The sequence below is a fragment of the Pseudomonas fortuita genome, assembly GCF_026898135.2.
Classification (GTDB): Bacteria; Pseudomonadota; Gammaproteobacteria; order Pseudomonadales; family Pseudomonadaceae; genus Aquipseudomonas; species Aquipseudomonas fortuita.
On sequence record NZ_CP114035.2, the window covers coordinates 3285544 to 3299733 of the forward strand.

Below are 14190 nucleotides of genomic sequence, written 5' to 3' on the forward strand. Positions count from 1 at the left end.
ATGAACGTGCTCACCCTGCGTCATTTCGTGCGCCTTACGGCCATTTCCGGCCTGGCCCTGCTGCCGTTGACCGGCTGGGGGTCAGACTGGCAGGTCAGTGTCGATGAGCAAAATGGCTTGCCTACCGTGACACGCGGCGGCGGCCCGGTGATGAAAGCCAAGTTCGACTTCTGGGCAGCCAACTGGAGCTGGACCGGCTTTTACACCGACTTCAAGGTCAATGGCCCCTACCAGTACACACTGTTGGGCAAGAACAAGGAGCTGGACTTTGACCTGAAGGCGGATATCCGCAAGGAACAGGCACAAACCCTGAGCTGGGCATTCGACCTCAACGCCCACAGCCGCCAGGCCGGGGTGATGGGCGGCGGCATGGTGTTCCAGTTCGACCCGGCGCAGATTGCGGGCGACATGGGCGCCCCGCAACTGCTGCCCGACAACCGCGGCTGGTCGTGGGGCAAGGCCGACCAGGGCCGGCGTGTCGAGATGCGCTTCGATCCGCCACTGGCCAAGGTCTATTTCGAGCGCGGCAACCCGTCCGAGCTGCGTGCGTTTCTCTACAAAGACCCGATAAGCGCCGGCCGCCAGCAGCTCAAGGCGGTGCTCAACGTTACCGGCGACATCGAACTGGGTCCTACGCCCACCGAGCGTTTCGGCCTGGCCGACCCCGCCACCTGGCCCGATGACCAGCTGGACTGGCGCACCTCGCCAGTGGACCTGTCGTTCCTCAATGCGGCAGAAAAGCCCGCCGGCAAGCGCGGCTTCGTCAAGGCAGTCGGCGAACAGTTGATGTTTGAAGACAACACCCCGGTGCGCTTCTGGGGTACCAACCTGTCTGCCTACTCGCTGTTCAAGAGCCCCGACGACGAAATTCGCCAACAGGCCAAGCGCCTGTCGGCATTGGGCTTCAACCTGGTGCGCCTGCACCACCACGATTCGCCGTGGGTGAGCCCGAACGTATTTGGCGACGGCACCCTGGTGCGCGATACCCAGCAACTTAGCGCCGAGTCGCTGCGCAAGCTCGACCTGTGGATCAAGGCACTCAAGGACGAAGGCATCTACATCTGGCTGGACATGCACGTGCAACGTGCGTTTACCGCCAACGACAACATTGATGACTTCGGTGAGCTGCCCGAGAAGGAAGGTCGCGTCGACCTGAAGGGTTACGCCTACGTGAACGACAGTATCCAGAAAGCGATGAAGCGGTTCGCCGAGCAGTACCTGACCCATGTGAATGAATACACCGGCCTGGCTTACAAAGACGACCCCGCCATCGCCGCCGTGCTGATCACCAACGAAAACGATCTCACCCAGCACTACGGTAACGCACTGATGCCGAACAAGGATGTACCGCGCCACAGCGAACGCTACATGGCCGCAGCCAAAGCGTTCGCCAGGCAGCATGACCTTCCCGCCGACCTTACCTGGCGCGCCTGGGAGCATGGCCCGTCGAAGCTGTTCCTGAACGACCTGGAGCAGCGCTTCAACGCCGACATGATCGCCCACCTGCGCGGCCTGGGCGTGAAAGTGCCGATCGCCACCACCAGCACCTGGGGCGGCAATGGCCTGAGTGCACTGCCGGCGCTGACCGCAGGCGATGTCGTCGATGCCCACAGCTACGGCGCCATTGGCCAGCTGGAGAAGAACCCGTTGACCAGCGACGGCATGATCGACTGGATCGCCGCCGCCCAGGTGGTCGGCAAACCGCTAACCGTCACCGAGTGGAACGCCGAACCGTTCCCGCTGCCCGACCGCCATTCTTTGCCGCTGTATGTAGCCGGCACCGCCAGCCATCAAGGCTGGGACGCCATGATGCAGTACGCGTACAGCCAGCAAGGGTTCAACCCGGGCTGGCGCACGGCGGACAACTGGCACGCGTACAACGACCCGGCGATGATCGCCACCCTGCCCGCTGCCGCCCTGCTCTACCGCCGTGCGGACGTCAAGCCGGCAACTACCCGCTACGTATTCGCACCAACGCCCGCCACCCTCTACAACCAGGAGATCACCCCGCGCAGTTCGGTACTGTTGCGCACAGCCATGGAAAAGGGCCAACTGCAGATTGCCCTGCCGCCAACACCAGAACTGCCGTGGCTGAAACCTGCCGCCATCCCCTCTGGCGCGCAAGTGCTTCAGGACCCGGGGCAATCGCTACTGGCCGCCGATGCCACTGAATCGGTCACCGACACCGGCGAGCTCAAGCGCAACTGGCAACAAGGCATCTACACCATCGATACGCCACTGACCCAGGCCGCCACCGGCTGGCTGGGTGGCCGCTCGATCAGCCTGGGGGCCGTTCAGCTACAGACAAAAACGCCTTACGCCAGCGTCGCGGTACAGAGCCTGGACGGCAAGCCCTTGGGCCAGTCGCGTGAGCTGCTGCTGTCACTGGGGACACGTGCCATGCCCAAGGCCGATGACAAGACGCCGTTCAACGTCGAACCGCTTGAAGGCAGCGTGATCATCAAGGCACCTGCCGGCCTCAAACTGTTCGCCCGCGATGCACAGGCGCAGCTGAAGACACTGCCGGTGGCGTACAAGGATGGGCATTACAGCATTACCTTCGACAGCAACTACATGTCCAACTGGCTGTTCTTGAAATAGGGCATAGGGCCATCTACGCTCAGGTCACCTGTAGCTGATCATCCCACCTGCACGTTTCAGGGACGGTTCACTGCGTCTGTAAACAGCAGATTCCAGGAGGTGCGGATGAAATTTCTGGTAGTGGGTGGCGCGGGCTACATTGGCTCGCACATGGTCAAGCACCTGCTCGGTGCCGGCCATGAGGTAGTGGTGGCGGACCTGGTTTGGCCTGGCCCCGGCATCCAGTGGGCCAAGCTCGATATCGCCGACGAAGCGGCCCTGGACGTGCTGTTCGGCGTTTGTCATTTCGACGCCGTGTTCCACTTCGCCTCGTTCATCCAGGTGGGCGAGTCGGTCAGCGCACCCGGCAAGTACTACCAGAACAACGTTGCAGCCACCCTGGCCTTGCTGCAGGCCATGGTGAATGCGGGTATCAGGCATCTGGTGTTTTCTTCCAGTGCCGCCGTTTACGGCAACCCGCAGTACGTGCCGATTGATGAAGCGCACGTCAAAGGGCCGATCAACCCCTACGGGCTGAGCAAATGGATGGTCGAGCAGATTCTCGAGGACTTCGACCGGGCGTATGGCTTGAAGTCGGTATGCCTGCGTTACTTCAATGCCGCCGGTGCCGACCCGGATGGCCAGCTGGGTGAACGCCACGAGCCGGAAACCCACCTGATCCCGCTGATCCTGCAGGCCGCCTCTGGCCGGCATGAGGCGGTAACGGTATTTGGCCGGGATTACGATACCCCGGATGGCACCTGTATCCGCGACTACGTGCATGTGGCCGATCTGGCATCGGCGCATGCGTTGGCGGTGGACTATTTACTGGCGGGTGGCGAGCGCACTGCTTTCAACCTGGGCAATGGCCTGGGCTTTTCGGTGCAGCAGGTGATCGATACAGCCCGGGCGGTGACCGGGCGGCACATCAATGCCCTTGACGCGCCGCGCCGTGCCGGCGACCCGCCACGGCTGGTGGCGGATGCAAGCAAGGCGCTGCAGGTGCTGGGCTGGCGGCCGGAGTTTGCTTCGCTGGAGCAGATTGTGCGGCATGCGTGGCAGTGGGAGTTGCAGTATCCCTGGAGCCTGCATCAGCGCTGAGATCTATGGGGGCTGCAAAGCAGCCCCAAAATTTCGAACCTTAATAATAGGTTCGCGGCTGCTCGTCAGCCTTGTTCAGTACCGTCCCGATCAGGTTCACCGTGGCCAGGTGATGCAGGCAGTCCTCGATTTCCTTCTTGTTGTTCATCCCGTTGGCCACCACCAGCAGCACACAATCAAACTTGGGTATCACGGTGATCGCATCGTCAGAGCTGAGCAACGGCGGCAAATCGAAAATGCAGATGCGCGACTCGTAGCGGTTGCGCAAATCGCTGATCAGGTTGTTCACCTTGGGCGACGACAGCATCTCGGTCGACATCGGCACCGGCACCCGCGTCGGCAGCACCACGAAGCGTGGCAAAGTCGGGTTGACCAGGCACTCCTGCAGCTCGGCCTTGTCCGTCAGGAACTCGTTCAGCGCCTGCTCCATGGGCAGGCCCAGACAGCTGCCGACCTTGGGCCGGCGCAGGTCGAAATCCACCAGCAAGGCAGTTTTGGTGGTGTGGTGAGCGATACTCATGGCCAGGTTGATCGCCAGCACGGTCTTGCCGGCCTCAGGCGTTGGCGAGGTGATGGCCAGGGTCCGCCAGCCATTCTCCTCCATGGCCCTGAGCACCTGCGTGCGCAGCAGGTCGATGGGCCCGTTCATGTTGGAGTTCTTGTTGTACGCCACGATGCGGTGGCGCTCAAGGTGGTCAGCCCGCAGCGGCACGACTTTGGTATTCACATAGTCGAACTGCCCAGGCACCTCCGCCAGAGCCGTGCCGGGGGGAGGTGATAAAGCCTGAGGGGTACCCGGGGTAACCTGGTGAATATTGTTGCCAACAGCCGGCTTGGTCCTGTCCATCACTGCTTTCCCTATGCAAACCGAGATATGACCTTGAACAACAGCACATCCAGTGGCATGTAGAAGACGTGCACCAGCACTACCATGATAGCTACCAACGCCAGTGCCGCCAGGATCAGCCAGTTCCGCCAGCGTTTGCGCCTGGCCACGTCCGCTCTGGTATCGATGTAGGACACTGCCACCAGTACCCGTTTGCCCAGCAGGTTTTCCAGCGCACCGACGCCGCGCACGCGCTGGTTGAGCATTTCCAGCAGCATCACCAAGGCACCACCGCCTGCCGGTGCCAGCACCAGGCCCAGCGCCGCGATCTTCTTGCGGTTAGGCTTGATCGGTTTTTCAGGCATCAGCGGTGGCTCCAGCAGTACAAAGCGCTCGGCCTTGTTCTCCTGCTCCAGGCTTTCGGTAATTTTAGCGCCCATTTCCTTGGCGCGGATTTCTTCGTATTTCTTGCGCGCGTTATCGTGGTCACGCATCAACGTCACCAAGCCACGCTCGACTTGCGGCGCCTCGAGGATCTCGGCCTCGTAGCCTTCCATCTTTCGGGTCAGCTCGCGCTTCTGATCGGCCAGCGAGCTGATACGTTCCTGGGCCGCGCTCATCTTGGCCCGGACGCGCGCCACGTCGAGGCTGACCGTGGACGTCGTGGCCGTACGCCCACCACTGGCTTCCAACGCCTGGATCTTGCGCTTGATCGCCACCACATCCGGGTGGGCATCCTTGTAGCGGGTCAGCAACCGGGCGTACTCGGCTTTAAGGCTCGGCAGGTCCTGAGCCTGGTCAGCACTGGCTGGCTTGCTGCCCTCGGTAACCTTGGTAGCAAGGCCAGCATTGGCCGCAGACAGTTCCAGCTCCAGGTAGCGCAGTTCTTCCTGGGCAGCCTTGTAGTCACGGTCAACTTCGCGGAACTCCAGCTCCGAACGCGAGAGCATGTTCATGCGCAGGGTCTGGTGCTCTGGCAAGGCATTGGCGTGGGCCTGCTTGAAGTCGGCCAGCTGGTTTTCCAGGCTGGCCAGTTCCGCGCCCAGCTTGTTAGCCTCCTGGGTAAGAAACTCGGTGGTTTCGTTGGCCCGCTCGGTGCGCTGCTTGAGGTTTTCGTTGAGGAACAGCGTGACCAGTTCGTCGGCCACTTCCTTGGCGACTTGCGCCTGCTTGTGTTCGAAGGACACATTGAACGCAACCGTCGCCTCGCCCCGCCCGCGCACGAACGTGGTGAGGGTTTCGACCACGATGGCATTGCGCATCTGGTCGATCTTGTCGGACTCGCTCAAGCGCTTGTCGGCGAACAGGTTGTACTTGTCGATGATGCGCAGCAGGTTCTCGCGCGTCATCACCCGCTGGCGAATCACCTCGATGCGCTCATCGGCAAAGCTGGTGGTGTTGGTCGATACCAGCTCAGGGGAAATCTGTTGCGATTCCACGAGAATGGTGCCGGTCGACTGGTAAATCGGCGGCACCATCAACGCGACAGCCACGGTCGCGGCAAGTATGACTACGGCACTCACCCCTAACACCAGGGCCCTGTCCTTGATAATGGCGATGTAATCTCTGATGGAGAGTTCGTAGTCAGACTTCATTGGGCCACCTGCCTGAAGTTCAGATGTCGGGGTACCTGTACGTCAACGTCAAACCAACGATCGTCGCGGTTGCATCGGGCGCTCGGTCCTGTTGCCGTTCCTTGTACATGAGCGACAGGCGCAAGTCCCAGTACGGTGAAAACTGGCGGCTGGCCCAAACGCTGTAAGTCTGCAGTGTGTTAGGGCTCTGCCCTTTGCTGTCTTGCCAGGCCGCGTCAGCGCCCACCCGCGCCAGTTCGGTAACGGCATAACTCCACACGCCACGCACCTGGTCCAGCTCGGCGAAACCGCCTTCGGCACTGGCCACCGTGCTGCGCTCGGCGGTCAGGCTGGCGTCGGCGCGCGTGCCGGTGTACAGCAATGCCACCCCACCCTCCCCGCGTCGGCCGCCGCCGTCGCCAGACACCTGGTTGACGCCAATGTGGGCATCGGCACTCAGGCCTTCGGCAAGCTGGTACTTGATACCGACTGCCGGGGTGTAGCTGTTGGAGGCGGTCGCGGTAAGGTCCTGCTCGGGCTCATAGCGGCGGGCACCGAAACGGGAATACACATCGGCCCGTTCGCTCCAGGCGTAGGTCCAGGTGAATACGTTTGCCAGTTCGTCGTAGCCCGTCAGCGAGCTGATGTCATAACGGGCACGGTTGTACGTGGTTTCGTTGCTCAGGGTGCTACGCTCGGTCACCGCCTGGCTCCAGTTGCCGGTCAGGGTGTAGAGCTTTTGCGTACCGTCAGTGGTGATGACCCCGGTATCCAGCACCGTCCCCGACAGCGTCGAGCTTTCGTTGTAACGTGCCACCAGCCCGAAACGCCCACGCTCGGTGGTGCGCTGCCAGCCCAGGCTGATATCGGGGTCCTCACGGTCATCTACCACATCCGTGTCGGACGAGCGCAACACATGCATGCCCAGCCCCAACCTCAGTTCATCCTGATCGAAGGTACCGATCAGGGTGTAATCCGGCGCGATGATCGTGCGCGTTACACCCTTTTCCCCCGATGTCAGCAACAAAGGGTTGCTGTCATATTCAACGGATGTCGGTACCACCACCGTAGACTGCCAATTTGCCGCCAGTACCACGTCCGTAAACGGCAAGACAATGATTGCCGTTGCAATTCTTGTTGTTCTGAGAAGAGGCATTAAGTGTTCTTATTAAAGGCAAGATCAAGGAACGACCAGCGTGTCGCCAGCCTGAAGTTGGATGTTGGTGGACATGTCCCGCCCAGACACCAGGTCCTTATATCGCACGGGCAGGATCTTTTGGGAAGCGCCAGTGCCGCGGACCACCTTGATATCGCTTTCGTCAGCAAACTTGTCCAGCCCGCCCGACATGCTCAGCGCCTGAAGCACTGCGGTAGGGCCCGCCATTTGCACGGGGCCCGGCTTGATCACTTTGCCTTGTACATAGACCAGGTTGCCGGCGATGCTCTTGACGACAACGCTGACGTTTGGGTCGGGGAGGAATTTGTCGAGTTTGGCAGCCACTTGCTTTTCAACTGCCGTTACATCCAGGCCGGCAACATTGATGCGCCCGGCCAAGGGGAAGGTGATGCTGCCATCGGGGAGTACGGTGGCTTCTTGACGCAGGCTGTCTTCCTGCCACACCGAAACCATTACCACATCACCAGGGCTGAGCAGGTAAGCCGTACCACTCTGATCGGCGTTGCCAGCACTGGACCACACGGCCAGCACGCAGAATGCGGCAATCAATGAACGCATCATGAGGGTCCCTCCGGCCAAATGGCCCGAAAAAGAGCACTGAATGAGAACAGCACACCAACTCTCGCTCCGCTTCGCGGCTTGAACCCACCGCGATGGCCTCGACCTTCCTGGAGGCCCCAACCTTGACGCCGTACATGTGGGCTGCAGTGCCCTGCAACCAAGGCCTTTGAAGGGCTACTGGGAATATAGCAACGGTTGGGAAATTCACAAGCCAGCCCCCGGCTTGCAACAACCTGCGCTCGCTTTGACAGGGAGCGGGTCAGGCTCAGATTTTTCTTCTGTTGGCGACCAGTACAAAGCCGACAACAGCGAAGGCCAATAACCAGCCGGCGGTTGAAACAGGAATGATACTGTTTTGATTCACATACGAATCTGCCGCACGCGCAGCCCCACTCAGCAACACCAGCAAGAACATCGATTTGATAATCAGAGTCGTGCGCATACGCCCCTCCTGAAATGAGGAAAATCAATTAGTTATTTGCACAGTATGGCGGGAGTTGTTTCGCTGTTGACTTGAGCTTATGGGCACAATGACACTACGTCAATGATCCGACACCATAATAAAATTCAATGGGCGATGGCGGTATTCGTCAAAATACCGACATGCAAAAGATGCAAAGGCGGGCTGATGCGATGGCGGCTGCGTTTCACGGATGAGAACACAGGTAGGGCGTGCCCTGCCCCGTGGTTTTATTCGTCTGCGTGGTGAACCACGACCAGCAATTGCGCCGGCTGGGCACCTACCGAGCGCAGTCGATGCGGTGTCTGGGCGTTGAAATGCAAGGCATCACCCTGCTCCAGCAGCACCCGTTCGTTCATGAAATCCACCTCCACCTGGCCGGCGTGCACGAACAGGAATTCCTCGCCTTGGTGTTCCTTGAACGTGGGGTCGCTGAACTCGGACGGCGGCTGGATCAGGAACGGCAACAGGCTGCGCTGCCCGACCTGGCTGGTCAGGGCTGCATAGCCAGGCCCTTGCCCGTCGCCTACCAGGGCCTGGCGTTCGCCGTGGCGCACCAGGCTGTAGCGGCTCGGGCCAGCCTGCTCTTCGGCGAACAACTCTTCGACATTCACGTTCAACGCCCGGGCCAGCTTTAGCGCGGCAGCAATCGAGGGTGTATTCAGGCCGCGCTCGACCTTGGACAGATAGCTTTTGGTCATGCCGGTCTTTTCGGCCAGCATTTCCAGGGTCATTCCCAGTTTCTTACGCAGCAGTTTCAATCGGATAGACATGTGACGCGGGTTTCCCAGGCTGAGTCAGCCTGACCATGATACGTGGACTGCCGGCGAAATGCTGGGGCTGCTTTGCAGCCCATCGCGGGCAAGCCAGGTTCCACACATACAGCGTCAGCCGGGCCTGTGGGAGCTGGCTTGCCGGCGATGGGCCGCACAGCGGCCCTGCCTTCATGGCATCACAGGCGGTACGTATTGCAGCGTCGTACCCAGCGCCCACAGCAACACCAGCACCAACGGCACATGCACCAGCAACTGCACGAACGAGAAGCCGATCAGGTCACGCGCCTTGAGCCCCAGTACGCCCAGCAGCGGCAGCATGTAGAACGGGTTGATCAGGTTCGGCAAGGCTTCGGCAGCGTTATAGATCTGCACCGCCCAGCCCAGGTGGTACTGCAGGTCGTTGGCCACCAGCATCACGTACGGTGCTTCGATGATCCACTTGCCACCGCCCGAAGGGATGAAGAAGCCCAAAACGGCCGAGTACACTCCCATCAGCACGGCATAGGTGTCGTGGGTGGCAATCTGGGTGAAAAACAGCGAAATATGGTGGGCCAGCGTCTGTTCATCGACGCCCTTCACCTGGGTGAGAATGGCAGCGATGGACCCGTACAACGGGAACTGGATCAGCACACCCGTGGTGGTCGGTACGGCGCGCGCCACAGCGTCCAGAAAGCTGCGTGGGCGCCAGTGCAGCAAGGCGCCGAGCATGATGAACAACAGGTTGTAGGTGTTCAGCCCGGAGATCGCGGTAATCGCCGGCTTGGTGGCGAACTCCTGGTAGAGCCAACCAGCGGCCAGGGCCACCAGCAGCAAGATCAGGATCGGGCTGTGCTCCAGCCACTCACCCGGGCGCGTGCGCTGCGGTGCAGGTGGCGCTGTGAAGCTGGGGTCGACGCCGCAGTCTTCGGCACTGCGCGCGCTGTTCGGGCCAGGGGCCGTGGCATAGGCGATTACCAGCGAGACCAGCACCAACGCCAACAGCATCACGCCGGACTGCCAGAGGAAGATGGTTTCAGTGAACGGGATTACCCCGGTAATCGACAGGATGGACGGTGGCAGGCTGGCCGGGTTGGCCTGCAGTTGCGCTGCCGACGATGACAAGCCCAGCGCCCACACTGCACCCAGGCCCAGGTAGGCGGCCGCGCCAGCGGCGCGGTAGTCCATCTTGAGTTCGGTGCGCCGCGCCAGGGCGCGTACCAGCAGGCCCCCGAACACCAGCGACAGGCCCCAGTTGAGCAAGGAAGCCAGCATCGAAATCAGGGCTACCCAGCACACTGCCGAGCGACCATTGCCGGGGATACGCGCCAGGCGATCAATCAGCCGCGCGGCCGGAGGCGAGCTGGCCACGACATAACCGCCAATGACCACGAAGGCCATCTGCATGGTAAACGGGATCAGGCTCCAGAAACCGTCACCAAAGGCCTTGGCAGTGTCGGTCGGTTTGGCGCCCATGGCCAGGGCACCGATACACACCAGCAGCACCGCCAGGGCGGCGAACACCCAGGAATCGGGGAACCAGCGTTCGGCCCAGTTGGAGCAGCGCAAGGCAAAGCGCGCAGAACGGCTGTCTTGGATTTCAGCGGCCACAGTTGAATTCCTTTTATTGGTTTTATCGGATAAATCAGCCAAAACACAAAACCCCTGTAGGAGCAGCCTTGTGCTGCGAAGCGGCCAGTACAGACAAACATTACATGAATGCCTGCACTGGCCCCTTCGCAGCCCAAGGCTGCTCCTACAGGGGAATGTATGAAGCCCGTTGAATCAGAAGGTCATTTCCTTCACGTCATCCGGCACGATCAACTTGCCGGCGGTTTTCGCGATGATCTCTTCAACGCTTACCCCCGGCGCGGTTTCGCGCAGGATGAAGGCGCCGTCTTCGATTTCCAGGTAGGCCAGGTCGGTCAGCACCTTGCGGATGCAGCCGGCGCCGGTCAGCGGCAGGCTGCAGTGTGGCAGCAGTTTGGACTCACCGTCCTTGGAGGCATGGGTCATGGTGACGATGATGTTCTCGGCGCCAGCCACCAGGTCCATTGCACCGCCCATGCCCTTCACCAGCTTGCCCGGGATCATCCACGAGGCGATGTTGCCTTGCACGTCGACCTCGAAGGCACCCAGCACGGTGAGGTCGACGTGGCCACCCCGGATCATGGCGAACGACTGTGCCGAATCGAAGATCGAGGCGCCGCGGCGGGCGGTGACGGTTTGCTTGCCGGCGTTGATCATGTCGGCATCGAGGGTGCTTTCGGTCGGGAATTCGCCCATGCCGAGCAGGCCGTTTTCTGATTGCAGCATCACATCCATATCGGCGGGTACGTAGTTCGCTACCAGGGTAGGAATGCCAATGCCCAGGTTGACGTAGTAGCCGTCCTTCAGTTCACGTGCGACGCGTTGCGCCATCTGTTCGCGGGTCAGTGCCATGGTCAGGGTCTCTTTGTTGTTCTGGTGGATGGCGCTCAGGCCTTGACGGTGCGCTTTTCGATGCGTTTTTCGAAGGTGCCGACGATGACACGGTCCACATAGATGCCCGGGGTGTGAATTTCGCTGGGCAACAGCACGCCGGGTTCGACGATCTCTTCCACTTCGACCACAGTGATCTTGCCGGCGGTGGCCGCCAGCGGATTGAAGTTTTGCGCAGTATTGCGGTACACCACATTGCCGTAGTGGTCAGCCTTCCAGCCCTTGACGATGGCGAAGTCACCGGTAATGGCTTCTTCGAGGATGTACTTGCGGCCCTTGAACTCGCGCACTTCCTTGCCCTCTGCAACCGGGGTGCCGTAGCCGGTGGCGGTGTAGAACGCCGGGATCCCGGCGCCGCCGGCACGCATCTTCTCAGCCAGGGTGCCCTGCGGGGTCAGCTCCACGTCCAGCTCACCACTGAGCAGCTGGCGTTCGAATTCGGCGTTCTCGCCCACATAGGAGGCAATCATCTTGCGAATCTGACGATCTTCCAGCAACACGCCCAGGCCAAAGCCGTCAACGCCGCAGTTGTTCGACACCACGGTCAAGCCTTTGACGCCGCGTCGCTTGATTTCGCTGATGAGGTTTTCCGGGATGCCGCACAGGCCAAAACCACCGGCCAGTACTGTCATGTTGTCGGTCAGGCCTTCAAGGGCCTGTTCATAGGTTGCAACGCGCTTGTCCAGTCCGGCCATGCTGATCCGCCTTTTGTAGTTGTAGAACCGACGAGGCTGTCGGTGAGCGTGTGCAGACATCTTCACCGCACGCGACTGATTTGTTAATTTTGTTTTCGTCATCGATTGATAACTTTTACAAAACAGACAATAGGCCTGTCATGAACGTCAAGCAACTGCGTGCCTTTGTCGCCGTGGCCAAGTACCAGAGCTTTGCCCAGGCCGGGGAACACCTGCATATCTCGCAACCCGCCCTGAGCCTGACCATCAAGGCCCTGGAAGAGAACCTCGGCGGCGCCCTGCTCAGCCGCACCACGCGCAGCGTCAGCCTGACCGCCGAGGGCGAAGTGTTGCTGCCGCTGGCGCGGCGCCTGCTGGCAGACTGGGACGACACGGAAGAGATGCTGCGCCAACGCTTCACCTTGCAACTGGGCCGTGTGTCGGTGGCGGCCATGCCGGCCTTCGCCGGCAACCTGCTGCCCCACTCGCTCAAGGTATTTCGCCAGTGCTACCCCAAGGTCAATGTCACGGTGCATGACGTGATCAACGAACAGGTGCTGGAACTGGTACGCCATCGCCGCGTCGAATTGGGCATCGGCTTCGAGCCGGACAACATCGACGGGCTGGACTTCCACCCGTTGTACCTGGACCGCTTTGTCGCGGTGGTACCCGCAGACTCGCCTTTGGCGCTGCTGCCACAGGTCAGTTGGGCACAGCTGATGGCCGAGGACTTCGTGGCGCTGCAACGCCCTTCGGCGGTACGCCTGCTGATGGAGCAGAATGTGGCCGCCCACCACGGCAAACTGGCCGTGGCTTTCGAGAGCCACCAACTGGCAACCATCGGCCGGATGGTCGCCAGCGGCCTGGGGGTCAGTGCCGTACCGGCGCTGTGCATCAACCAGATGCAGGAACTCGGCGCCCGCTGCGTCACCCTGGTGGAGCCCACGGTCGAGCGGCGCATCGGCGTGATTGCCCTCAGCGAACACAAGCTTTCCACTGCAGCGCAAGCGCTGCTTGAGGTTGTGCTTTCCAATACCCGCATCCGGGAGGTGACATGCGTTACGTGAAACTGGCAGGTTCGAGCGTTCCGGCCATCGGCCAGGGCACTTGGTACATGGGCGAGGACCCTGGCCGCAAAGCCGCCGAGGTGGCGGCGTTGCAACAGGGCATTGAGTTGGGCCTGAGCCTGATCGACACCGCTGAGATGTACGCCGAAGGTGGGGCGGAAGACGTGGTTGGCCAAGCCATTGCCGGGCGCCGCGACCAAGTGTTTCTGGTCAGCAAGGTGTACCCGCACAATGCCGGCCGACGCAGTATGGCGGCCGCCTGCGAGCGCAGCCTCACACGCCTGGGTACCGACTGCATCGACCTGTACCTGCTGCACTGGCGTGGCCAGCACCCGCTGGAAGAAACCGTCGAAGCCTTCGAGCATTTGCGCGAACAAGGCAAGATCAAGCGCTGGGGCGTGTCCAACTTCGACCTCGACGACCTGCGCGAACTGCACAACCCTGACTGCGCCACCAACCAGGTGCTGTACAACCCGGCTCAGCGTGGCATCGAGTTCGACTTGCTGCCGTGGTGCGAAAAGCGCGCGTTGCCGACCATGGCCTACTGCCCGCTGGCCCAGGCCGGGCGCTTGCTGCAGCACCCGGTGCTGGCAGAAATCGCCGAGCGCCATGGCGCCACGCCAGCCCAGGTCAGCCTGGCCTGGGTGACCCGTAATGACGGAGTGATCGCCATCCCCAAGGCCGTGGCGCCCGAGCATGTGCGGCTGAATGCAGCCGCAGGTGCGCTGACCTTGAACAGCGAAGACCTTCGGGCAATCGACCGGGCGTTCCCGGCACCGACGCGCAAGCAGCGGTTGGCGATGGTGTAACTGGCGAGCGGTGAATCGTCTTTATCTTGCCAATCTGAAAGCGTGAGCGGCCCCTGTGGGAGCGGGTTTACCCGCGAAGAAGGCAACACGGTGGATGGCACGGGCTTCGCCCGTGTTCGCGGGTGAAC

General features: G+C 61.3%; 13 protein-coding genes. 4 read left to right on the forward strand and 9 right to left on the reverse strand.

The features are described 5' to 3' along the window. The gene (locus OZ911_RS15105; protein WP_060517864.1) at nucleotides 1-2601 is read left to right on the forward strand and encodes a glycoside hydrolase 5 family protein; all 2601 of its coding nucleotides are present in this window, start codon (nucleotides 1-3) and stop codon (nucleotides 2599-2601) included. Between the two features lie 105 nt (nucleotides 2602-2706). Then, complete coding sequence (gene galE / locus OZ911_RS15110; protein WP_023048153.1) at nucleotides 2707-3681, forward strand: UDP-glucose 4-epimerase GalE; 975 nt, start codon at nucleotides 2707-2709, stop codon at nucleotides 3679-3681. A 40-nt stretch (nucleotides 3682-3721) separates the two neighbouring features. Here the strand turns inward: galE and OZ911_RS15115 are convergent, their stop codons facing one another. From OZ911_RS15115 to OZ911_RS15155, 9 genes are all read right to left on the reverse strand, one after another. Next, nucleotides 3722-4528: a CpsD/CapB family tyrosine-protein kinase gene (locus tag OZ911_RS15115; RefSeq protein WP_016487262.1), complete on the reverse strand. Its 807-nt coding sequence runs from the start codon at nucleotides 4526-4528 to the stop codon at nucleotides 3722-3724. 11 nt (nucleotides 4529-4539) lie between these two features. Continuing rightward, nucleotides 4540-6102: a GumC family protein gene (locus OZ911_RS15120; protein WP_268968358.1), complete on the reverse strand. Its 1563-nt coding sequence runs from the start codon at nucleotides 6100-6102 to the stop codon at nucleotides 4540-4542. A 19-nt stretch (nucleotides 6103-6121) separates the two neighbouring features. Next, nucleotides 6122-7237: a hypothetical protein gene (locus OZ911_RS15125; RefSeq protein WP_023048154.1), complete on the reverse strand. Its 1116-nt coding sequence runs from the start codon at nucleotides 7235-7237 to the stop codon at nucleotides 6122-6124. Nucleotides 7238-7261: 24 nt separating this feature from the next. Further along, nucleotides 7262-7819, reverse strand: coding sequence for a polysaccharide biosynthesis/export family protein (locus OZ911_RS15130; RefSeq protein ID WP_016487265.1), 558 nt, complete (start codon nucleotides 7817-7819; stop codon nucleotides 7262-7264). A gap of 265 nt (nucleotides 7820-8084) precedes the next feature. Next, nucleotides 8085-8261, reverse strand: a complete 177-nt coding sequence (eppA, locus tag OZ911_RS15135; protein WP_016487266.1) for an EPS-associated small membrane protein EppA — start codon at nucleotides 8259-8261, stop codon at nucleotides 8085-8087. A 248-nt stretch (nucleotides 8262-8509) separates the two neighbouring features. Beyond that, nucleotides 8510-9052, reverse strand: a complete 543-nt coding sequence (locus OZ911_RS15140) for a helix-turn-helix domain-containing protein (RefSeq protein ID WP_016487267.1) — start codon at nucleotides 9050-9052, stop codon at nucleotides 8510-8512. Between the two features lie 171 nt (nucleotides 9053-9223). Continuing rightward, nucleotides 9224-10642 carry a short-chain fatty acid transporter gene (locus OZ911_RS15145; protein WP_016487268.1) on the reverse strand — a complete coding sequence of 473 codons (1419 nt, stop codon included), beginning with the start codon at nucleotides 10640-10642 and terminating at the stop codon, nucleotides 9224-9226. 174 nt (nucleotides 10643-10816) lie between these two features. After that, nucleotides 10817-11473 carry a CoA transferase subunit B gene (locus OZ911_RS15150; protein ID WP_016487269.1) on the reverse strand — a complete coding sequence of 219 codons (657 nt, stop codon included), beginning with the start codon at nucleotides 11471-11473 and terminating at the stop codon, nucleotides 10817-10819. A 35-nt stretch (nucleotides 11474-11508) separates the two neighbouring features. After that, entirely contained in the window at nucleotides 11509-12207 is a 699-nt protein-coding gene (locus tag OZ911_RS15155; RefSeq protein WP_016487270.1) for a CoA transferase subunit A, read from the reverse strand. Between the two features lie 140 nt (nucleotides 12208-12347). On the opposite strand from OZ911_RS15155, the gene OZ911_RS15160 reads away from it, so the two are divergent. Then, complete coding sequence (locus OZ911_RS15160) at nucleotides 12348-13253, forward strand: LysR family transcriptional regulator (RefSeq protein WP_016487271.1); 906 nt, start codon at nucleotides 12348-12350, stop codon at nucleotides 13251-13253. Continuing rightward, nucleotides 13241-14062 (forward strand): aldo/keto reductase, encoded by an 822-nt coding sequence (locus OZ911_RS15165; RefSeq protein WP_016487272.1) that lies wholly within the window; start codon nucleotides 13241-13243, stop codon nucleotides 14060-14062. The genes OZ911_RS15160 and OZ911_RS15165 overlap by 13 nt, the downstream gene beginning before the upstream one ends. Nucleotides 14063-14190: the final 128 nt, after the last annotated feature.

What these genes read in the sequence shown, in the direction of transcription:
- OZ911_RS15140 (WP_016487267.1), bottom strand. Translation starts at nt 9,052, where the DNA reads ATGTCTATCCGATTGAAACTGCTGCGTAAGAAACTGGGAATGACCCTG.
- OZ911_RS15160 (WP_016487271.1), top strand. Translation starts at nt 12,348, where the DNA reads ATGAACGTCAAGCAACTGCGTGCCTTTGTCGCCGTGGCCAAGTACCAG.
- OZ911_RS15115 (WP_016487262.1), bottom strand. Translation starts at nt 4,528, where the DNA reads ATGGACAGGACCAAGCCGGCTGTTGGCAACAATATTCACCAGGTTACC.
- OZ911_RS15130 (WP_016487265.1), bottom strand. Translation starts at nt 7,819, where the DNA reads ATGATGCGTTCATTGATTGCCGCATTCTGCGTGCTGGCCGTGTGGTCC.
- OZ911_RS15120 (WP_268968358.1), bottom strand. Translation starts at nt 6,102, where the DNA reads ATGAAGTCTGACTACGAACTCTCCATCAGAGATTACATCGCCATTATC.
- OZ911_RS15155 (WP_016487270.1), bottom strand. Translation starts at nt 12,207, where the DNA reads ATGGCCGGACTGGACAAGCGCGTTGCAACCTATGAACAGGCCCTTGAA.
- galE (WP_023048153.1), top strand. Translation starts at nt 2,707, where the DNA reads ATGAAATTTCTGGTAGTGGGTGGCGCGGGCTACATTGGCTCGCACATG.
- OZ911_RS15165 (WP_016487272.1), top strand. Translation starts at nt 13,241, where the DNA reads ATGCGTTACGTGAAACTGGCAGGTTCGAGCGTTCCGGCCATCGGCCAG.
- OZ911_RS15105 (WP_060517864.1), top strand. Translation starts at nt 1, where the DNA reads ATGAACGTGCTCACCCTGCGTCATTTCGTGCGCCTTACGGCCATTTCC.
- OZ911_RS15150 (WP_016487269.1), bottom strand. Translation starts at nt 11,473, where the DNA reads ATGGCACTGACCCGCGAACAGATGGCGCAACGCGTCGCACGTGAACTG.
- eppA (WP_016487266.1), bottom strand. Translation starts at nt 8,261, where the DNA reads ATGCGCACGACTCTGATTATCAAATCGATGTTCTTGCTGGTGTTGCTG.
- OZ911_RS15125 (WP_023048154.1), bottom strand. Translation starts at nt 7,237, where the DNA reads ATGCCTCTTCTCAGAACAACAAGAATTGCAACGGCAATCATTGTCTTG.